The following is a 20,511-nucleotide window of genomic DNA, read 5'->3' as shown; positions in this document are numbered from 1 at the left end:
AACGCGTACTCAGCGACTCGCTGTACGCTCGTGGAAAAGCCGCGCCTTGGGAGACCAAGGCGCGGCTTTTTTCATCCTGCGAAGCCCGGGCGATGTGCGCTATACTGCGCCCGCCCGCATGTCGCCCACCGCTTAGGAGAGTCTTGCCGATGTACCCAATTGCCCGCTCGCTGCTGTTTCGCCTGGATCCCGAAACCACCCATGGCATGGCGCTGAGCGCGCTCGACGCGTTGCACAAAGTGGGCGGTATTCAGCGGCTATATGGTGAGCCGGTGAGTGACCCTATCGAACTCATGGGGTTACGTTTTCCTAATCGGGTCGGGCTGGCGGCCGGGCTGGACAAGAACGCCGACCATCTCGATGCGCTGGGCGAGCTGGGGTTTGGTTTTGTGGAAGTGGGCACCGTGACGCCCAAAGCCCAACCGGGTAACCCGAAACCACGCCTGTTTCGGCTGGCTGGGCATGAGGCGATCATCAACCGCTTCGGGTTCAACAACAAAGGGCTGGCGCATCTCGTTGCCCAGGTCAAAAAGCGCCACTACAACGGTATTGTCGGTATCAACATCGGTAAGAATCTGACGACATCGGTAGAGCATGCCTTGGATGATTACCTGATGTGCCTCGACGCCGTACATGGCGCGGCGGACTACATTGCGGTGAATATCTCGTCACCCAATACGCCGGGGCTACGCACGCTGCAGTTTGGCGAACAGTTAGACGCGCTGCTGGGGCCGATTCGTGAGAAAAGCCGAGAGCTGAACGACCAAGCAGGCCGAAACGTGCCGCTGCTGGTAAAAATCGCACCGGACATGAGCGAAGAGGAAGTCGCGCTGGTGGCTGGCAGCATTGCGCGCAACGAGCTGGACGGCGTGATTGCGACCAATACCACCGTCTCCCGTGACGCCGTGCAGGACGACCCTCAAGCACAAGAGGCTGGCGGACTTTCGGGTAAGCCGGTGTTCGATGCATCCAATAAGGTGATTCGTCTGCTGCGTTCGCATCTCCCTAAGCTGCCGATCATTGGCGTAGGCGGTATCGATAGCGGCGAGGCGGCCAGGGCGAAAATAGCCGCGGGAGCGGATGTCGTACAACTCTACTCAGGGCTGATCTACCAAGGGCCTGGTCTGGTGAGGCAGTGTGTCGAGGCGCTAAAGCAGCAGGGCTAACACTGCAGTGTTGAGAGGAGACGTGGCGTCGAGACGATAAAAAGCCCGCTTGGCAGCGGGCTCCGTCTCCAATGTTTGGGTAAAAGGTAAATAAACTAGGTCATGACCATGGGGTTTTTGTGAATGCCGGAAACGCCGATCATTCCATCCCACTGGTCGCCGCGACCTTCACGCCAACCGCTCATCCAATACTCGCGTAAATTGACATCTTGACTGGGACAATCATCACGGGAGCGACCCGTAATGCCCGCTTTGTAGCCGTGAACATAAGCCCGTTGGAAGCGATCACGTTTTTGTCGTTTCATTGGCTAACCTCTTTGCATGAAAGCCTTTGATAAGAAGCAGTGCATAGGGCAACGTGGTAATAGCAGGCCCGCAGGCGTGCTTTACCAGGATTGCCAACTCCACTTCGAGAGGTGACTTCAAGTTCAAGAGCGAGCTGCTGCCTCAGCGCTAATGCCTAGCACTCACGTGCTGAACGGGCGAAGCGGCAAGCTCAAACGAGCCATGGGTCGTTATCGGCGTTTTGAAACAGACACGATAGAGACCCTGACAAGCAACGCATGCGTTTTTAGTAGCTACCCTCTTATTGTTAGACCATGATGGGGTCACTTGTCGACCATCAAATTGTCATAAGACATACATTCATTTGCCATATATAGGAATATCGCGCGGTTACGCGCGGCGATCATCATGACCGAGCTGAGCCAAACTGCCCCTCTTAATCTCCTGGCGACCTGCCCCAAAGGCATCGAAGGCCTGCTGGCGGATGAACTGTCGGCCCTGGGCGCCGAACCGGGTAAAACCACTGTGGCGGGGGTCTATTTTTCTGCCGATCAAGCCACTGCCTACCGGGTTTGTTTATGGTCCCGCCTAGCGAACCGCGTGATTCTGCTATTGGCGCGTGAAGCGATGATAGAGACCGCCGAGCAGGTGCGCGACGTGGTTGCGCGCATCGCCTGGAGCCAGCATCTTGCCCCCGGCAAGACCCTGGCCGTGGATTTTCATGGCCGCAGCGACCATATTCGCCACACGCGCTTCGGCGCACAAACGGTGAAAGATGGCGTGGTGGATGCGCTGCAGCTGGCCGGTCAAGAACGGCCCAATGTCGATACCAAAACCCCCGACCTGCGTATTTACGCCCACCTGCACCGGGCCAATCTGAGCTTGGGGATTGATCTCTCTGGCGAGAGCCTGCACCGCCGTGGCTACCGCCGCGATGTAGGCCACGCGCCGCTTAAAGAGAACCTAGCGGCAGCGCTGCTGGTGCGGGCCGGCTGGCCGGAGCGGGCCAAAGCGGGCGAGCCATTGATCGATCCGCTATGTGGGGCAGGAACGCTGCTGATCGAAGCGGCGCTGATGGCGGCTGACCAAGCCCCTAACCTGAACCGCGAGCGGTTTGGCTTTCACGGCTGGGCAGGCCATCAAGACGCGGTGTGGAGTGAGTTAAAACGCGAAGCCGAAGCACGCGCCTCCATTGGTCGCAAACGCTGTAAAACGGTGCTTATGGGCTTTGACCAAAGCCCGGCAGCGCTCACTGCCGCGAAATCCAATGCCATGCGGGCGGGCATTCCGGCGTTAATTACGCTCCACGGTCAGAGTCTGGCTCAACTGAGCCGACCAGACACCCTGACCGCCGAGCAGGGGCTAATGATCACCAACCCGCCCTACGGCGAGCGCTTGGGCGAGCTGCCGGAACTGGTGCGGCTCTATGCCCAACTAGGTGAAAAAGCCAAGGCGCTGTTCCCAGGCTGGACGCTGGCGCTGTTTACCGGCAACCCGGATCTCGGCCACCGCTTAGGCCTGCGTGCCCGTAAACAGTACGCACTGAAAAACGGCGCGCTGGATGCCAAACTGCTGTTAATGGAGATTGGCAGCTCCCGCCCTGCGCCCCAGCAGAGCGGTGAGCCGTCAGAGGACGGCGTGGCGCCCCAGGCAAGCCGTACGGTAAAACCGGCGGTGTCGGAAAATGCGCAAATGTTTGCCAATCGTCTGGCGAAAAACCAGAAACGTCTGAAAAAATGGCTGAAGCAGAGCGGTGAGACCTGCTACCGCATTTACGATGCCGATATGCCGGAATACGCGCTGGCGGTGGATCGTTACGGCGACCGCGTGCATGTGCAGGAGTACGCGGCACCCAGCTCTATTAATCCGGCGCAGGCGCAAAAACGGCTGTTCGATGCCCTGGACGTGCTGCCCGAGGCGCTGGGTGTCGACCCCAGTAAGATTTACGTCAAGCGCCGCGAGCGGCAAACCGGTGCGGCCCAGTACCAAAAGCGCGATGCCAGCGGCGAGCGTTTTGAAGTGCAGGAGGGCAGCGCTCGGCTATGGGTCAACCTGCGCGATTACTTGGATACCGGCCTGTTTCTGGATCACCGTCCGGTACGTCGGATGCTCGGCGAGATGGCCAGCGGCAAGCGCTTTCTCAACTTGTTCTGCTATACCGCGACGGCCACCGTGCAAGCCGCGCTGGGCGGGGCCAGCGACAGCGTTAGCGTGGATATGTCCAACACCTACTTGGAGTGGGCGCGGGACAACTTTGCGCTCAACAAGCTCGACCCTAGGCTGCACCGCGTGGTGCGGGATGACTGCTTCCGCTGGCTGGAAACCGCCAACGCGCAGTTTGATCTGATCTTTATGGATCCGCCGACCTTCTCGAACTCGAAGAAGATGCGCGACACGCTGGATGTGCAGCGCGACCATCCGCGTTTGGTGGAACTGGCCATGGCACGCCTGGCCCCCGGCGGCACGCTGGTGTTCTCCAACAACCAGCGGCGCTTTAAGCTGGATGAAGCGCTAAGCGAGCGCTATGCGGTAGAGGAGATCACCACGCGCACCTTCGACCCGGATTTCCAGCGGCGCACCAACCTGCACCACGTGTTTTTGCTGCGCCACTCTTCATGAGCCACTCCTCCTGAGCCGATAAAGAGCAAGGGCGATGATTGAACTATCGATTTATACCACGCTGGGGTGCCATTTGTGCGCCCAGCTAGAGGCGCTGGTGGCCACACTGGCTAATCAAGAGGTGAGGTTGCACCACATCGAGATCAGCGACGACGACGCGCTGATGGAGCAATACGGCACGCGGATTCCGGTACTGGTGGATGCCAACGGGGTTGAGCTGGATCGCGGCTTCGATGTGGCGCGTTTAAGCCACTGGTTGAACGAGCGGGGCTGGTTGGATGAGGCGGCACTTGCCGCGCTCACTACGCCGCCAGAACACGCGCCTCCTGTGGGGGCGCATCAGCGCAACGGGCGGCGCTTCTTAGGCTAATGAAGCGGGGAGAGTCGTCTAAAAGAGTGATGCGTCAGAGCGCGTCTAATAGCGACAGCTGGCGCATCGCTTCTTGGCCTTCCGGTGTATGGTCGGCGGCTTCCAGCACTTTGCGAAACCCGCGTGAGGATTGAATCGTCGTTTCATCCTCTAGCCACATCTCTGCTTGCTCCAGAGTGTCCGCCAACTGGTGTTTCAACCCGCCAAACTGGGTGCCGATTTGCCCCCAGGCGCGGCTGAAAATCCAGTCGCCGAACATATCCTGGTGAATATGCACCAACACATAGTCATGGTCGGTTTCCCAGCGTACGATCACACCCATCTCCTTAACCACTGCTTGATCACGCCTGCACAGCAAGCCATTGCGGGCGTATTGTAAAGCCCGGATACCAAAACGCCTATGAAACTTGTTATCGACGCTAATATCCCCGCTGCCGACGCCTGTTTTGGAGGCCTAGGGTTGCTGCACCGCCTGCCGGGCCGTGAGATCCGAGCGGCAGACGTGAAAAACGCCGATGCGCTGATCGTGCGCTCCATCACTCAGGTGAATCGCGCACTGCTGGCGAACAGCCCGGTACGTTTTGTGGGCACCTGCACCATAGGTACCGACCATATCGATCTCGATTATCTAAAAGAGCGCGATATTGGCTTTGCCAGCGCCCCGGGATGCAATGCGGAAGCGGTGGTGGACTATGTGCTGAGTAGCCTGCTGACGGTGAGCGAGCGAGAAGGCTGGCCGCTGTTGGAGCGAACCGTGGGTATCGTCGGGGCAGGCAAGGTGGGTAGCCGCTTACAGCGCCGTTTACAGGGGCTTGGCGTGGCGGTACGGGTGTGCGATCCACCCAGAGCAGAACAAGAGGGCGCAAGTGGCTTTGTGTCACTCGATAAACTGATTGATGAGTGCGACGTGATTTGTCTGCACACCCCGCTGGTGAAGGCTGGCCCTCACGCCACCTACCAACTGCTGAACGCTCAGCGCATCAACGAGCTGGCCCCTGGTACGCTGCTGCTAAACGCTGGGCGTGGCGACTGCATTGATGGCCTAGCGCTGCGTAGCCGTTTGGCAGGGAAGGGCGATATCACCGCCGTGTTGGACGTTTGGGAAGACGAGCCGGGCATTGATGCCGGGCTGCGCGATTTGGTCACTTTAGCAACGCCGCATATTGCCGGGCATAGTCTGGATGGTAAGCTGCGCGGCACCTGGATGATTCAACAGGCGTTGGCAGCACAGTTAAACCTGCCCAGCGGTATGCCGTTTAGCGAACTCTGCCCGCCGCCAGCGCTGGCCACCCTCACGCTGCAGAGCGCATTGCCGGTGGAAGATGCACTTCGGCTGTGTGTTCGGGCCGTGTATGACGTGCGCCGTGACCACGATGCGTTGCAGCGTCAGGTGATGCACCAGGGGATTGCCAAGGGCTTTGATAGCTGCCGCGCCAACTACCCGCTGCGCCGCGAGTTTGCCACGCTGACCGTTTACCTGGAGAACGATGCGGTGTCATTGCAGCCATCGCTGCAGGCAGCCGGTTTTCAGGTGCGCTGCGGCTAACCCACCTTATGGGTTTGTTTAAATGCGCAAGGCCCGCATTGGCGGGCCTTGGCGTATCTTATCAAGCGTTCACAGCTTACTGACGGTACGCGGCTTCTTTCAGGGCGCGAATGCGGTCATCCAGCGGCGGGTGGCTGGCGAACAGCTGCTCGACCAGCGAGCGGGTCTGACCTTTTGTGATTGCCATCGCGCGCAGGGTGTCCGGCATTTGATCGGGCATCTCGGTTTCGGCTTTCAGGCGTGCCAAGGCGTTGACCATCGCACCAGTGCCAGCCAAGCGGGCACCCGCTTCATCGGCACGGTACTCGCGGTAGCGGGAGAACCAGGCCACAATCGCGGAAGCAACGATGCCAAATACAATCTCTGCTACCATCACCACTGCAAAGTAGCCCATGAAGCCTAGGCCACCTTCGCCGTCGCTGCGGCTTTTCAGGAAGCTATCGACCAAGTGAGCGACAACGCGGGCAAAGAACATGACGAAGGTGTTCACCACGCCCTGGATCAGCGCTAGCGTCACCATGTCGCCGTTAGCCACGTGGCCAATTTCGTGCGCCAGCACCGCGCGGACTTCTTCAGGACGCATGCGGTTGAGCAAGCCTGCCGATACCGCTACCAGGGCATCGTTTTTATTCCAGCCGGTGGCAAAGGCGTTGGACTGCTGGGCGGGGAAGATACCCACTTCCGGGGTTTTAATGCCCGCTTCGCGGGAAAGCTCGGCCACGGTATCCACCAGCCACTGTTCGGTGGAGTTCGACGGGTTTTCGATAATCACGGTACCCGTCGAGCGCTTTGCCATCCATTTGGAGATGAACAGCGATACCAGCGAGCCCGCCATACCGAACACAAAGCAGAAGATCAGTAGGCTGGTAAAGTTAATGCCCTGGCTACTGAGATAGCTCTCAACACCCAACAGTCGCAGCGTGATGCTGGCAACCAGCAGCACGGCAATGTTGGTGGCTAGAAACAGCACGATTCGCATCATGGGTTAGGGTCTCCCTCAAGGTCATAACAAGTGTCAATGGACTGATGGCTTAGATACGTGCTTTGCATGACAGTTTCAAGTCGCTGTTTTTTCTGTCGATCGTTACTGTCGATAGCGAGACAGGAAATTGGCAAAGCGGTCGAGCGCGTCACCCAGCTGGTCGGCCCAGGGCAGCGTGACGATACGCACGTGGTCGGGGTCTGGCCAGTTGAAGGCAGTGCCCTGCACCAGCAGAATTTTCTCCTGCAAGAGTAAGTCCAGCACCAACTGCTGGTCGTCTTTGATATTGAACACCTTGGGGTCCAAGCGCGGGAACGCGTAGAGCGCGCCTTTGGGTGTCACGCAGGAGACCCCAGGAATCGCGTTGAGCTTCTCAACGGTAATGTCGCGCTGGGCCAGCAAGCGCCCGCCCGGCAGAATCAAATCGTTGATCGACTGATAACCGCCTAGCGCCGTTTGAATGGCGTGCTGGGCAGGAACGTTAGCGCATAGCCGCATCGAGGCCAGCATGGTCAGGCCCTGAATAAAGTCCTTCGCCCGCTGTTTCGCTAGCGTGCCGGAAATAGTCATCCAGCCAGAGCGAAAGCCCGCGCAGCGGTAGCTTTTAGACAGCCCGTTCATGGTGATCACCAGCTGGTCATCGTCGGCCAGCGCGCCGGTAGCAGTGTGCTCGACGCCGTCATAGAGAATCTTGTCGTAGATCTCATCGGAGAACACCACCAGATTGTGCTCTTGGGCGATATCCAGCACTTCCCGCACCACTTCCGGTGGGTAGACCGCACCGGTGGGGTTGTTTGGGTTAATAATCACAATGGCGCGGGTGCGGCTGGTGACTTTGGCACGAATATCGGCGATATCCGGTGCCCAGTCGGCCTGCTCGTCGCACAGGTAGTGCACGCCGTGGCCGCCGGAAAGGTGGGCGGCTGCTGTCCAGAGCGGGTAATCCGGCGCGGGGATCAGCACTTCGTCGCCATCGTTCAACAGCGCCTGCATGGCCATGACGATCAGCTCGGAAACGCCGTTACCAATATAGATATCTTCGATACCCACCCCAGGAATCTGCTTACGCTGGCACTCCTGCATGATCGCCTTGCGGGCAGAGTAAAGGCCTTTGGAATCACAGTAGCCCTGGGCAGTGGGCAGATTGCGCATCACATCCTGCAGAATCTCTTCCGGCGCTTCGAAGCCAAACGGTGCCGGGTTGCCAATGTTGAGCTTCAAGATTCGCTGGCCTTCTTCTTCGAGGCGCTTGGCGTGGTCGAGGACCGGGCCGCGAATGTCGTAGCAAACGTTGTGCAGTTTGTGTGATTTTTTCAGCGTGTGTGAGTCTCTAGGCTGCGGGGTGTCCATGGGGTGCGTTATCCAAAAGTGTCCAGTGCCGAGGAAGTATCTGTTGTGCGGTTCATTATGCGTCGGATGGTGCCGGGCTGTCTTGGTCGTTTTGCTCGGGCGGCGGCGGAATGTCTGCCGGGGTTTCCAGCGTGATGCGTCCAAGCTTACCGTCGCGCAATTCATGCAGCAGCACTTCGGCGCCACGGTGCAGGTCCACTTCCCCGCCAGGGCGCAGGCCGCCGCGTTTTCCGGCGATCTCTTTGAGAATGGCGTGGCCGTCAAACCCGGCAATAGCAAGGAAATCAGGCTTCTTCGGGCCATCAGCATCGACTTCCTCTACCACGGGGGCTTCGTAGGTGGGCAGTTCTTTCAGCTTATAACGGGCGGTGAGCTCGGCAGGGTAGCGTTTGGCGAGCTCCGCACTGGCAACAATAGCCACATCGGTATACTCAATGGCGGTATCGCGAATCGCGCCGCTGGCCGCCAAGCGGTAGGCGCTGGCTTGGTCTTCGATTTTGGGCCACAGAACCCCAGGGGTGTCGATCAGCGCTACTCGGCCATCAATACGCACTTTTTGCTGGCGCTTGGTCACCGCAGGCTCGTTGCCGGTTTTGGCAATTTTGCGCCCGGCTAGGCCGTTAATCAGCGTCGATTTCCCTACGTTGGGAATGCCCATCACCATCACGCGCACGTCGCGGTCGGCGCGCACTGCACCGGCCAGCTCGTGGCAGAGCTTGGGAATTTTTTTTAGCTCGCGGGTGTTAGTGGTGGTAATCGCCAGGGCGCGGGTGTCTTCCTGGGCATCGAAAAAGGCGACCCACTCGTCGGTACGGGTGGGGTCTGCCAAATCCGCGCGGGAAAGAATTTTCAGCACCGGCTTATGGCGGGTCAGCTCGGCCAGCATGGGGTTGGCGCTGGAGTAGGGCAGGCGCGCATCGAGCACCTCGATCACCACATCAATTTCCGGCAGTGCGTCCTTGATCTGGCGGCGGGCCTTGTTCATATGTCCGGGGAACCAGCCGAGCATGGGTTTCTCCTACAAGCACAAAAAAGCGGGCGCCCATTCTAGCAGATGGTGCCCGCCTTGCCGTGCTTCCTTTCAGGGGTTACTCGTCGGGGTGGAACTCCAACGAGACGGAGTTGATGCAGTAGCGCAAGCCGGTGGTGTCTGGCGGCCCGTCCGGGAAGACGTGGCCCAGGTGGGCATCGCAGTGAGAGCAGACCACTTCGGTGCGAATCATGCCGTGGGAGGTGTCGCGGTGCTCCTCGACGCAGCGCGTTCCTAGCGGCCGGTCAAAGCTTGGCCAGCCGCAGCCCGCGTCGAATTTGTGCTCGTTTTCAAATAGCGGTGCGTGGCAGCAAACACAGTGATAGATACCTTGGGCATCGCTCACTTGGTAGTCACCGGTAAATGGCCGTTCGGTGCCTTTCTCCCGGGCGACCCGGTACTGCTCTGGGGTGAGCTGCTTGCGCCATTCGTCGGGGGATTTTTCTATTTTCGCCATGGGGTCTCCTCTCCCTCTGGTTGCCGTTCATCAGAGGCTATCTAGGTCGGCTAGCCTATCATCGTTAGGCCGCGCTGTGGCTAATGACAATAGGCCGACCATCCTAGTTCAGCATGTGCGAAACTCGCCAAATTCGCCAGTGGGCTTTATACGCTAGCGGCACCGCCGTTGCTGCGTGGGTCGTGAGCGCTCTCGATCAGCCCGTCTGGGTGGCGCACGATGCCGCCCGCGTGGCCCATGGTGTCGCTGAAGGCGTCGGGCAAAACCTCGACATCGTGGCCCGCCGTGGCCAGCGCCGCGACCAGCTCATCATCGAAGCGTTTTTCCAGCTTGAGATTGGTACTCGTTTCGCCCCAGGTGCGGCCTAGCAACCAACGCGGGGCGGTGATGGCCTGTTGCAGCGGAATGCCGTGCAGCGCGTAGCGGGAGAACACCGCCGCCTGGGTTTGCGGTTGGCCTTCGCCGCCCATGGTGCCGTACACCATGGTGCGGCCATCGTTGAACAGTGCCAGTGCCGGGTTGAGCGTATGAAAGGGTTTGCGTCCCGGGGCTAAGCCGCGTAAATCGTCTGGGTCGAGCGAAAAACTAATGCCACGGTTTTGCCATAGCACGCCGCTTTCAGGCAGTACCACGCCGCTACCAAACTCCCAGTAGATGCTTTGAATAAAGCTCACCGAGCGGCCTTCGCTGTCGACGGTGCCCATCCAAATAGTGTCGCCGGGCGCGGGCTCGTAAGGCCAAGGCAGTGCTTGAGCGGCATCAATTTCGGCGACTTCTGCGCTAAGGCGTTCGTCGCTGAGCAGCGCCTGCAGCGGCGTGGGCACTCGGTCTGGGTCGGTGACATAGCGGTCGCGCAGCATGAAGGCGCGTTTGGTGGCTTCAATTAACCCGTGCAGGTGGTCAAAGCCGTTGGGCTCGGCGGCTTTAATGCGCTCGTAAATGCCCAAAATCATCAGCGACGCCATGCCTTGCGTCGGTGCGGGCAAGTTATACAGCGTAGCGTCATTGAGTTGTACGTGCAGCGGTGTGACTTGCTGAGCACGGTAGGCGTGAAAATCGGCTAAGCGCAGCGGGCTGCCGAGTGCCTCTAACTCCTTCGCCATGCTGGCGGCAAGCTCGCCCCGGTAGAAATCCTCCAGCCCGGCACTGGCCAAGCGCTTTAACGTATTAGCCAAGCGCGGCTGGCGCAGGCGCTCGCCTTCACGGGGAACTTGGCCGTTAAGCAGCAGGGCATCGCTAAAGCCGGGGCTTTGGCGCAAGCGCTCCAAGTGTTTGGCGGTAAGCGTTTCCTGGCTCTGTGAGACGGCCACGCCCTCATCGGCATGGCGAATGGCATCGGCCAGCAGCGTGGGCAGCGGCAGCGCGTTACCCCAGCCCGCCGCTACGTTGAGCGCTTCCTGCCAACCGCTAATGGTGCCCGCCATGGTCAGCGCGGCTTTTGGCCCACGTTCCGGGATCTGCGACTCGCCTGCGTAAAAATCACGGTTGGCGAGCTGTGCGGCGGGCCCGCAGGCGTCGATGGCCACTGGCGCTTTGCCCGGCTCGTGAATCAGCCAAAAGCCATCGCCCCCCAAGGCATTCATGTGCGGGTAGACCACGGCGATGGCCGCCGCCGCGGCAACCATGGCTTCGACGGCATTGCCGCCTTGCTTTAATACATCGCGACCGGCGCTCGCGGCAAGGTGGTGCGGCGCGACACAGCTGCCGCCGTAACTACGTTGGGTATGGAGCATTGAAAAGTCCTTTGTTATTGGTTGTGGTTACCAGCCAATGGCATTGGGTAGCCACGTGGCAATGCTTGGGAAGATAAACACCAGCGCCACGGCTAAAAACTGTAGCCCGATAAACGGCAGCGCCCCTTTATAGATATCCAGGGTGGAGACTTCTTTAGGCGCCACGCCTTTCAAGAAAAACAGCGACCAGCCAAACGGTGGGGTTAGAAACGACGTTTGTAGCACCAGTCCCACCAAAATGCCTAGCCACACCATATCCACGCCCATCTGTACGAAGAAGGGTAAAAAGAGCGGCAGGGCGATATAGCTAATCTCAATCCACTCCAGGAAAAAGCCAAGTACAAACATCAGCAGCAGCATGAACAGCAGGGCGCTGACTTCTCCACCGGGCACCCACTCAAACATCCGTGCGACCAAGTGCTCGCCGCCCAAGCCCCGGAACGCGAGGCCGAACACCTGAGCGCTGATCAAAATAAAGAACACCATGGCGGAGATCACCAAGGTGGCTTTGGCCACGTCGCTCAACAGCGATACGGTTAAGCGTCCAGAGCAGGCAACAAACACCAGCGCCCCCAGCGCGCCCATCGCGGCGGCTTCGGTTGGGGCGGCAATACCGCCAATGATGGAGCCCAAGACCGCAAATACCAGCCCTACCGGTGGGCCGACCACGGTGACCACTTTATACAGCAGCCGTTTCTTGCTGAGCTGGGCACGCTCTTCAGCGGGAATGGGTGGCATCATGCCAGGGTAGAGTTGGGCCACCACTAAGATGGCCACGATGTAGATGCCTGCCAGCGCCAAGCCAGGCACCATCGCGGCGGCAAACATGGTGCCTACGGATTCGCCGAGGATTTCTGCTAAGAGAATCAGTACCAAACTAGGTGGGATAATTTGCCCCAGCGTACCTGATGCGCAGATCATGCCGGTGGCCAAAGTTTTGGGATAGCCCCGGCGCAGCAGGGTGGGCAGGGTGAGCAGGCCAAGTGTGACGATGGTGGCCCCCACGATACCGGTGGCGGCTCCCAGCAGCACACCCACAAAAATAATCGCCACGCCCATACCGCCGGAAATCCCGCCGAACAGGTGGCCAATCACATCGATTAACTCTTCGGCCAGTTTCGACTTCTCTAGCATGACCCCCATAAATACGAAAAGCGGTATCGCCATAAAGGTGTAGTTCGTCACTACCCCATAAATGCGTGACAGCAACAGGTTGAACAGCATTGGGCCAAAGCCCAAATAGCCAAACACAAAGGCGGTGACGGCAATGCTGATGGCCACCGGTATACCAATGATCAGCAATACGAAAAAAGCGGCGATCATGCCGATCGCGAGCCACTCATTAGGAGACATGCGTTATTCACCTCGGCTTGGAAGGGCAAACCCTTGGCGCAGCGCGTGGGCCAAGCCCTGCATTGCCAGTAAGAGAAAGCCAAAGGGGATCAGGGCTTTGAGCACCCAGCGAAGCGGCAGGCCGCCAGGGTTGGGGGACGCCTCGCTACGTAGGTAGGACTGCTCGACCCAAGGCAGCGTAAGCCAAGCGATATACAGCCCCATGGCGAGCAGCAGCAGGCCGCCAATCACTTCAATTACCCGCTGGAGCGCCACTGGGAAGCGTTCATAAAACACGTCGACCCGCACCTGTTCGCCCATAAACAGCAGATACGACATACCAAATAGAGCAATGGGGGAGATTAAGTGCCACTGCAGCTCTTGTAGCCATACGGCACCAATGCTGAATAGGTAGCGCATCACCACATCGCCCGCAACCAGAGCCACTAATACCACGCAGGTCCAAGCGGCGATCCAGCCAAACAGCCGGACCACCGCTTCGATCCCGTGGACAACACGTTCCACGGCTTGCATATCACACCCCGATAATGTCGTTTAACCAGGCACGTTCGCTGGCACCTGCCCAGCGGTCATGGTTGGCCTTAAAGGCCATGTAGCTGTCGTGTACTTTGCGCACTAGCGGGTCGGCGTTGGCTTCGGTGGCGAGCGTATCCATGGTGGCTTCGCGCAGGGCGTTCACTACGGGTTCCGGCAGCATGCTGGCGGTCACGCCGTGGTTATCAACAAGGTCGGTCATTGCTTCGCCGTTCACCGCTTCTGACCACGTCACGCTTTCCAGGCAGGCTGCCATACAGGCGCTCTTCACGATCATCTTCAGGTCATCAGGCAGTTCGTCCCAGTGCTGCTTGGAAATCAGCAGTTCACCGGTGGTGGAAGGTTCGTGCCAGCCAGTGGTGTGGTAGAACTTGGCCGCATTTTGCAGCCCCATGCGGCGGTCTTGGTAAGGGCCAACGAATTCAGCGGCGTCAATCACGCCACGCTCCAGGGCTGGGAAAATTTCACCGCCGGGCAGTACGCGGGCATCGACACCCAGGGCTGAGTACACCTTGCCTGCCAGGCCAGGTACGCGCATGCGTAGGCCGTTCAATTGGCCGATGTCTTCAATCGGCTCACGGAACCAGCCGGTCATCTGCACGCCGGTGTTGTTGAGCGGCAGGGCGATCATGCCGTAGGGCGCATAGACTTCTTCCCACAGTTCTAAACCGCCGCCGTGGTAGAGCCAAGCCATGTGGCCCATAAAGCTCATGCCGAAGGGCACGGTGGTGAAGTACTGGGCAGCGAACGTGGTTCCCGACCAGAAGTAGCTGTTGGCCGCATTCATTTGAATGGTGCCGCTTTGTACGGCTTCGAAGCCTTCCAGGGCAGGAATCAGTTCGCCCGCGGAAAAGTGTTGAATGTTCAAGCGCCCGCCAGACATGGCATTGATTTTGGCGATCACATCGGTGGGGCTGCCGGGACCTTCGACATAGAAGGGCGAGCCGGGGCTGTAGGCGTTGGTCATGCGCCAGTTGAAGCGCTCGGCGGATTGAGCGGCGGCCACGCTGGGTGCGCCAAGCACCAAGCCAGCCGTGGAGGTCAATGCAGCGGTGGTAAGAAACTTGCGTCGGGTAAAGGACATTGGGCACCTCAAGCCGTCAGGAGAAACGAGAGTTAGCGGATCAGTCACGTCGTTCGTTCACTAAAGGCGTTGCAAGGGGTGTGCCAAAAAATCGATTTTATTTTAAATGAAAGATTTTTGCCGGTTTGTCGTTACTTTGCCATGGGAAGGCTGGGCTACTACTGGCGCACGAAGAAGGGAAATGCACCGCGATGATGCGGAAACGAGGTGTACCCTCCTTGATAAGCACTACGATTGCGCAGTCGCTGCGTGGGGTGGTCACCTCTCATGATTCGTTAATTAATGTTTTGATATTAGAGTGCTTGACACTCACCCCCTGCTCTGAGTAATATACGCGCCACCTCGACGAGGCAATGAAACGTCCCATTCGTCTAGTGGTCTAGGACACCGCCCTTTCACGGCGGGAACAGGGGTTCGAACCCCCTATGGGACGCCAATTAAGTCGTTAAGGTATAGGAGTTGCGGGAATAGCTCAGTGGTAGAGCATCGCCTTGCCAAGGCGAGGGTCGAGAGTTCGAATCTCTTTTCCCGCTCCAGCACGTCCCATTCGTCTAGTGGTCTAGGACACCGCCCTTTCACGGCGGGAACAGGGGTTCGAACCCCCTATGGGACGCCACTCACTCTTAAGCGTGTAGCATGTTTGCAGTGCGGGAATAGCTCAGTGGTAGAGCATCGCCTTGCCAAGGCGAGGGTCGAGAGTTCGAATCTCTTTTCCCGCTCCATGCAAACTCCTTCCTGTTTTTTTATATCTCCCTAGAAGATTCTTTTGACACCGCCTCGAAGCGGCGTTTTTGTGTGCCCGTGATTTGCGTCAAGCGATGCGGATGGCAGATGGCAGGTGCGTGCCCAGGCCAACGGCCTGGGCAGTCGGCGGGTCAATCCACCAAGGTGAAGTGGCCGACGACGCTGTTGAGCGATTGGGAGCGCTGCTTCAGGTCGTGGGCAGATGTGGCGGTCTGCTGCACCATGGCGGCGTTGTCCTGCGTGGCCTGATCCAACTGAGCAATGGCGACGTTGATCTGTTCGATTCCGCGCGTTTGTTCATGGGTGGCGGCAGTGATGTCAGTGAATAGGTCGTTGACCCGCTGTATGCGCTGATCGATATCCTGCATGCGCTGTTTAGCGGTATCTACTAAGGTAGCGCCGTTGCTGACCTGGGCGTTGGACGTATGGATCAAGCCTTTGATCTCATGAGCCGCGTTGGCCGAGCGGTTGGCTAGCTGGCGCACTTCACCGGCCACCACCGCGAAACCGCGGCCATGTTCACCCGCCCGGGCGGCCTCGACAGAGGCGTTGAGGGCCAGAATGTTGGTCTGAAACGCGATGCTGTCGATCAGCGTGACGATCTCGGTGATTTTGTCCGCTTCGGCCGTGATCTCTTTCATGGACGCCACGGCGTCGCCGATGGCTTTCTGACCCGCTTGAGATGTTTCACCTGCGCTGCGCACCAGCTCTTTGGCTTGTTCCACGCTGTCGGCCGTTTGACGGACGGTGGCGGTCACTTCTTCCATGCTGGAGGACGTTTGCTGTAACGCAGCAGCCTGCTGTTCGGTTCGCGATGACAGTTCCTGGTTGCCCGCAGCGATATCGCCCGCGTTATGATTCACAGCGGTGCTAGTGGAGTGAATCTCTTGCATCGCATCGCGCAGCTTGTCGCGCATTTGTCGAATGTCATACAGCAGGCTGCTCGTGTCGTTGGGGTGAAGCGTTACGGGGGCAGTCAAGTCGCCCTGGGCGATGCGCGATACCACACCCGCAGCGTAGCGTGGCTCTCCGCCCAGCCGGCGCAGAATGAGTGAGATCATGCCCCAAAAGGCCAGTGTGACCAGCGCGCCTGCCACGATGCCGACCAAGATGCTTTTGACGAGCTGGCGCATGATGGTGCTACTGACGTCACCCACGAAGACGCCGCTTGCCACGTAGACATCCCACGGCGTAAAGGCGGCTGAGTAAGCGCGCACTTTGGGCTTGGCGTCGCCCCCACGAGCAAAGTTGGAGAAGTACTCGGTAAAGCCACTGCCGGTTTGCTGCGTATTATCCAGAATGGTTTGGAAGATCAGCGTCCCCTCGGGGTCTTTGACTTGCGAAATGTCCTCTCCTACGTCACGGCTTGGGTGAGCAAGCATGCGCAGGCTGCCGTTGAACGCGAACAGGTAGTTGTCCTCTTCGCCGAAGCGCACGTCGCGTAGGGTGTTGAAGGCTTGTCGCTGCGCTTCTGGCATGGAGAGCTGGCCCTGTTCGGCAAGCTGATGGTAATGCTCCAGCGTAGACACGGCGATATCCACGGCGGTGACCATGCGCTGCTCGCGCTCGGCGTAAAGTAGCGCGCGGCTTTGAAACGCGTTGATCGCAATCATTATGCCCAGAATCAGCCATAAAATGGCGACGCCCAGCAGACGCTGGCGACGCAGCGGTAGGGCGGCCAGCCCTTTTTGTGCGGAAGCAGTCGACCCTGATGACGGGTGAGTGTTAGCGACGGGTGACGACGTAATGGCGGTGCTCATTATCGGTTAGGCTCGCTTATATGGTCAGTATGTTTCCTTGAAGTGCCGCTGCCTGGGCAGGCGGGCACTGGGCTAATACTAAAGTATTAATCGAGGCGCTACCGCAGCAATAGCGTGGCAAAGTGTCACCTAATGTAGTGCTAAATAGAGAAAAATCAGGGGCATGGAAGTGGTGGTTCAGAGGTTATAAGCCGCAAACTTGAAAAAACATATGCATGCCCCGATATCCTGCCTTCTAGCTCTTTTTTGCTCCCCACTTGCTGACAGGACATGTTCATGGCCGAACCGGCATTGTCGATCCGTGGCCTTACCAAGATGTATGGCAACGGTTTTCAAGCGTTAAAAGGTATCGATTTAGACGTCCAGCAGGGCGATTTTTTTGCGCTGCTGGGTCCCAATGGGGCGGGAAAGTCCACCACTCTGGGTGTGGTGTGCTCGCTAGTGCAGAAAACGGCGGGCAAGGTGTCGATTTTTGGAATCGACATCGACAAAGACTTCGCCAAAGCGAAATATCAGCTTGGCGTGGTGCCCCAGGAGTTCAACTTCAACCAGTTCGAGAAGGTGCTGGATATCGTACTGGCCCAGGCGGGCTATTACGGCATGAAGCGCAGCGAAGCGCTGCCTCGCGCCAAGCAGCTCTTGACTGACTTAGGGCTATGGGAGAAGCGAAACGGCAGCGCGCGGATGCTCTCGGGTGGCATGAAGCGCCGCCTGATGATTGCGCGTGCCTTGATGCACCGCCCCAAACTGCTGATCCTTGACGAGCCCACCGCCGGGGTCGATATCGAGCTTCGCCGCAGCATGTGGGAGTACATGCGGCGTATCAATCGTGAGGAAGGGACGACGATCATCCTCACCACGCACTACCTCGAAGAAGCCGAGAGCTTGTGTCGTAATATCGCGATCATCAATCACGGTGAGATCGTGCGAAACACGAGCGTGCGCGAGCTGCTGGCAGAGCTGGATACCGAAACCTTCCTGCTGGATCTGGCCGAGCCGGTAGAACAAGTGCCCACTCTCGAAGGCTTCGAACTGCAGCAAATCGAGCCGTCTCAGCTGGCGCTGGTGATTCACCGTGGCCAGCAGTTGAACGATGTGTTCAGTGCGCTGAGTGCGCAGGGCATTCAGGTGGTGTCCATGCGTAACCGAGCCAACCGCTTAGAGGAGATGTTCGTTTCCATGGTAGAGAGCAGTCAGCAGGCCATCGACCAGCGTGAACAGCAGGAGGCCCGCGCATGAACGCAATGCAAACTCTGGTGGCTCTATGGACGCTGGTGCTCAAAGAGATCAAGCGCTTTACGCGTATCTGGCCGCAAACGCTACTGCCGCCATCGATCACCATGGCCATGTACTTCATCATTTTTGGCAACCTGATCGGCTCGCGCATTGGTGATATGGACGGCTTCAGCTACATGGACTTCATCGTGCCAGGGCTGATCATGATGTCGGTGATCACCAACAGCTACTCCAACGTGGCGTCCAGCTTCTTCTCCAACAAGTTTCAACGCTCCATCGAAGAGATGATGGTGTCGCCCATGCCCAATGGCGTGATTCTCTCCGGCTTCATACTCGGTGGCATGGCGCGCGGCTTGGGCGTGGGCTTGATTGTGACGCTGGTGTCGCTGTTCTTCACCCGTTTGACGGTCGAGCATCCGCTGCTGACGATACTGGTGGTCGTGCTGACCTCGGCGCTGTTCTCCATAGGTGGCTTTATCAACGCCCTATTGGCGAATAAGTTCGACGATATTTCCATCGTGCCGACGTTTATTCTGACGCCGCTCACCTATCTAGGCGGTGTGTTCTATTCGATTTCGATGCTGCCGGATTTCTGGCAGGGCGTTTCGATGCTCAACCCGATTCTGTATATGGTGAACGTCTTCCGCTACGGTTTTTTGGGCGTTTCCGATATTCCGGTAGGCTGGGCATTAGCGGCTATTTTCGCCTTTATCGTCGTACTGTTTATGGTTGCACTGACCATGCTGGAACGTGGCAAAGGCATTCGCAGCTGATTCACGGCCTGACTGCAATGACCTTATTGAACTAGCACGACTGAGAGAGTTTCCATGGCACATCGCCCCGATACCTTAGAGCACGCGCCCTTGGGGCGCGAATCCGCTTACCCAGAGCAGTACGACGCGGGACTTCTATACCCCATTCCCCGCGCAGCCAATCGCGCACCGCTGGGCATCGACGAGCATGCGTTGCCCTTCGTCGGCGAAGACGAGTGGCACGCGTTCGAGGTCTCTTGGCTCAACGCGCGTGGCAAACCCATCGTTGCGGTGGCGCGGTTTCGCTTGCCCGCCAGCTCGCCTCATCTCATCGAGTCCAAATCCTGGAAACTCTACCTCAACAGCCTCAACCAAACGCGCTTTGCCAGCCAAGCCGAGGTGGAGAAGACGTTGGTACACGACCTGAGCCGCGCTGCCGGTGCTAGCGTTAGCGTTGAGCTGCTGGGGGTAGACGATAGTGAGCTGGCCCCCCAGCGCCTGCCGGGAGAGTGCCTGGATGATCTAGATATCGAGGTGAGCGACTACACTCCAAGCGCCACGCACCTTGCTACCAGTGATGAGATCATCGAAGAGACGCTGCATTCGCATCTGCTAAAATCCAACTGCCCGGTGACCGGTCAGCCGGATTGGGGAAGCGTCTTGATTCGTTATAAAGGCCCCAAGCTCGACCGAGAAGGGCTACTGCGCTACCTGATTGGCTACCGGCAGCACCAGGATTTTCACGAGCACTGCGTCGAGCATATCTTCACTGATTTAATGCAGCAGGCGAAGCCGGAAGAGTTGCTGGTGTTGGCGCGCTACGTGCGTCGTGGCGGCTTGGACATCAGCCCGTGGCGTGCCACACCGGGTTTGGCACCCCCTAGCCCGCTGCGCCTGGCGCGCCAGTAACGCTCACCCTAACGGATAAGGAGTCACCATGGACGCCCTCACGCTGCTTCACGAACGTAGCTCCATGGGCAAGCTCGCTGAGCCTGCCCCCAGCGCCGACCAGCTCAGCGCCATCTATCAAGCGGCGCTTCGTGCCCCCGACCACAAAGGGCTGCGACCGTGGCGCTTCATCGAATTCACCGGTGAAGGCCGGGAGCGCCTGGGCGAGCTGTTTGCCGAAGCGGAGTTTCAGGAAGACCCTCACGCGAGCGACGAGACGCTCAACGCCGCGCGTAAAAAGCCTTTACGCGCGCCGATGATCATTGCCGTGATTGCCAAGGTCACCCCGGATATTCCCAAGGTGCCCAAGATGGAGCAGGTGATTTCCGCGGGTTGTGCCGCTCACGGCATCCTGCTGGCGGCTCATGCGCTTGGTCTTGGGGCCATGTGGCGCAGCGGAAAATACGCGTTCGACCCCGTGGTGCGTAAGGGGTTAGGGCTTGAGGAAGAAGACGAGGTCGTCGCCTTCATCTATCTGGGTAGCGTGGGCGGTCGCCACAAGCCTCTTCCCCAGCACGACACGGCAGATTTCGTCGAACGTTGGCAATAATCGCCGCCGCCA

The 20,511-nt window shown here is 58.7% G+C and carries 19 protein-coding genes and 4 tRNA genes; 12 read left to right on the top strand and 11 right to left on the bottom strand.

Annotated features, from left to right (window positions below; all coding sequences use genetic code 11):
* The first annotated feature begins 149 nt into the window (after positions 1–149).
* Complete coding sequence (locus tag QIT27_RS00895; protein ID WP_285262614.1) at positions 150–1,166, top strand: quinone-dependent dihydroorotate dehydrogenase; 1,017 nt, start codon at positions 150–152, stop codon at positions 1,164–1,166.
* Between the two features lie 95 nt (positions 1,167–1,261).
* Here the strand turns inward: QIT27_RS00895 and rmf are convergent, their stop codons facing one another.
* Positions 1,262–1,471 (bottom strand): ribosome modulation factor, encoded by a 210-nt coding sequence (rmf, locus tag QIT27_RS00890; RefSeq protein WP_159341586.1) that lies wholly within the window; start codon positions 1,469–1,471, stop codon positions 1,262–1,264.
* A 388-nt stretch (positions 1,472–1,859) separates the two neighbouring features.
* On the opposite strand from rmf, the gene rlmKL reads away from it, so the two are divergent.
* A complete protein-coding gene (gene rlmKL, locus QIT27_RS00885; protein ID WP_285262613.1) occupies positions 1,860–4,070 on the top strand; it encodes a bifunctional 23S rRNA (guanine(2069)-N(7))-methyltransferase RlmK/23S rRNA (guanine(2445)-N(2))-methyltransferase RlmL in 2,211 nt (736 codons plus the stop codon).
* A gap of 34 nt (positions 4,071–4,104) precedes the next feature.
* Positions 4,105–4,440, top strand: coding sequence for a glutaredoxin family protein (locus tag QIT27_RS00880; RefSeq protein ID WP_285262612.1), 336 nt, complete (start codon positions 4,105–4,107; stop codon positions 4,438–4,440).
* A 34-nt stretch (positions 4,441–4,474) separates the two neighbouring features.
* On the opposite strand, the gene QIT27_RS00875 is transcribed toward QIT27_RS00880, so the two are convergent.
* The gene (locus QIT27_RS00875) at positions 4,475–4,756 is read right to left on the bottom strand and encodes a hypothetical protein (RefSeq protein WP_139525487.1); all 282 of its coding nucleotides are present in this window, start codon (positions 4,754–4,756) and stop codon (positions 4,475–4,477) included.
* Between the two features lie 84 nt (positions 4,757–4,840).
* Between QIT27_RS00875 and pdxB the strand changes: the two genes are divergently transcribed.
* Positions 4,841–5,986 carry a 4-phosphoerythronate dehydrogenase PdxB gene (gene pdxB, locus QIT27_RS00870; RefSeq protein ID WP_285262611.1) on the top strand — a complete coding sequence of 382 codons (1,146 nt, stop codon included), beginning with the start codon at positions 4,841–4,843 and terminating at the stop codon, positions 5,984–5,986.
* Positions 5,987–6,062: 76 nt separating this feature from the next.
* Here pdxB and htpX read toward each other — a convergent pair whose 3' ends face one another.
* The 8 genes from htpX to QIT27_RS00830 form a co-directional block, all read right to left on the bottom strand.
* A complete protein-coding gene (htpX, locus tag QIT27_RS00865; RefSeq protein ID WP_159341590.1) occupies positions 6,063–6,968 on the bottom strand; it encodes a protease HtpX in 906 nt (301 codons plus the stop codon).
* Positions 6,969–7,070: 102 nt separating this feature from the next.
* A complete protein-coding gene (locus QIT27_RS00860) occupies positions 7,071–8,318 on the bottom strand; it encodes a pyridoxal phosphate-dependent aminotransferase (RefSeq protein ID WP_285262610.1) in 1,248 nt (415 codons plus the stop codon).
* Between the two features lie 55 nt (positions 8,319–8,373).
* Complete coding sequence (ylqF, locus tag QIT27_RS00855; RefSeq protein WP_285262609.1) at positions 8,374–9,327, bottom strand: ribosome biogenesis GTPase YlqF; 954 nt, start codon at positions 9,325–9,327, stop codon at positions 8,374–8,376.
* A 79-nt stretch (positions 9,328–9,406) separates the two neighbouring features.
* Entirely contained in the window at positions 9,407–9,805 is a 399-nt protein-coding gene (gene msrB / locus QIT27_RS00850; protein ID WP_159341593.1) for a peptide-methionine (R)-S-oxide reductase MsrB, read from the bottom strand.
* A 146-nt stretch (positions 9,806–9,951) separates the two neighbouring features.
* On the bottom strand, positions 9,952–11,538 hold the full coding sequence (locus QIT27_RS00845) for a gamma-glutamyltransferase family protein (protein WP_285262608.1): 1,587 nt from the start codon (positions 11,536–11,538) through the stop codon (positions 9,952–9,954).
* A 27-nt stretch (positions 11,539–11,565) separates the two neighbouring features.
* A complete protein-coding gene (locus QIT27_RS00840; RefSeq protein WP_285262607.1) occupies positions 11,566–12,891 on the bottom strand; it encodes a TRAP transporter large permease in 1,326 nt (441 codons plus the stop codon).
* Positions 12,892–12,894: 3 nt separating this feature from the next.
* Entirely contained in the window at positions 12,895–13,404 is a 510-nt protein-coding gene (locus QIT27_RS00835; protein ID WP_058576902.1) for a TRAP transporter small permease subunit, read from the bottom strand.
* Position 13,405: 1 nt separating this feature from the next.
* Positions 13,406–14,509, bottom strand: coding sequence for a TRAP transporter substrate-binding protein (locus tag QIT27_RS00830; protein ID WP_062373665.1), 1,104 nt, complete (start codon positions 14,507–14,509; stop codon positions 13,406–13,408).
* A 360-nt stretch (positions 14,510–14,869) separates the two neighbouring features.
* On the opposite strand from QIT27_RS00830, the gene QIT27_RS00825 reads away from it, so the two are divergent.
* From QIT27_RS00825 to QIT27_RS00810, 4 genes are all read left to right on the top strand, one after another.
* Positions 14,870–14,945 (top strand) — tRNA-Glu (locus QIT27_RS00825).
* A 25-nt stretch (positions 14,946–14,970) separates the two neighbouring features.
* A tRNA-Gly gene (locus tag QIT27_RS00820) sits at positions 14,971–15,045 on the top strand.
* A 4-nt stretch (positions 15,046–15,049) separates the two neighbouring features.
* Positions 15,050–15,125, top strand: a tRNA-Glu gene (locus QIT27_RS00815).
* A gap of 31 nt (positions 15,126–15,156) precedes the next feature.
* Positions 15,157–15,231, top strand: a tRNA-Gly gene (locus tag QIT27_RS00810).
* A 153-nt stretch (positions 15,232–15,384) separates the two neighbouring features.
* Here the strand turns inward: QIT27_RS00810 and QIT27_RS00805 are convergent.
* Positions 15,385–17,013 carry a methyl-accepting chemotaxis protein gene (locus tag QIT27_RS00805; protein ID WP_285262606.1) on the bottom strand — a complete coding sequence of 543 codons (1,629 nt, stop codon included), beginning with the start codon at positions 17,011–17,013 and terminating at the stop codon, positions 15,385–15,387.
* 276 nt (positions 17,014–17,289) lie between these two features.
* Between QIT27_RS00805 and QIT27_RS00800 the strand changes: the two genes are divergently transcribed.
* The 4 genes from QIT27_RS00800 to QIT27_RS00785 are packed head-to-tail and all read left to right on the top strand — an operon-like array spanning position 17,290 to position 20,499.
* Positions 17,290–18,252: an ABC transporter ATP-binding protein gene (locus QIT27_RS00800; protein ID WP_285262605.1), complete on the top strand. Its 963-nt coding sequence runs from the start codon at positions 17,290–17,292 to the stop codon at positions 18,250–18,252.
* Positions 18,249–19,022: an ABC transporter permease gene (locus QIT27_RS00795; protein WP_285262604.1), complete on the top strand. Its 774-nt coding sequence runs from the start codon at positions 18,249–18,251 to the stop codon at positions 19,020–19,022. The genes QIT27_RS00800 and QIT27_RS00795 overlap by 4 nt, the downstream gene beginning before the upstream one ends.
* Before the next feature lie 54 nt (positions 19,023–19,076).
* The gene (queF, locus tag QIT27_RS00790; protein WP_285262603.1) at positions 19,077–19,910 is read left to right on the top strand and encodes an NADPH-dependent 7-cyano-7-deazaguanine reductase QueF; all 834 of its coding nucleotides are present in this window, start codon (positions 19,077–19,079) and stop codon (positions 19,908–19,910) included.
* A gap of 28 nt (positions 19,911–19,938) precedes the next feature.
* Positions 19,939–20,499, top strand: a complete 561-nt coding sequence (locus tag QIT27_RS00785) for a nitroreductase family protein (RefSeq protein ID WP_285262602.1) — start codon at positions 19,939–19,941, stop codon at positions 20,497–20,499.
* Positions 20,500–20,511 lie beyond the last annotated feature (12 nt).

The organism is Halomonas sp. LC1, assembly GCF_030247125.1.
Taxonomy (GTDB): Bacteria; Pseudomonadota; Gammaproteobacteria; order Pseudomonadales; family Halomonadaceae; genus Vreelandella.
The sequence above is the reverse complement of the archived record's forward strand: the minus strand, read 5'-3'. Positions and strand labels throughout refer to the sequence as shown.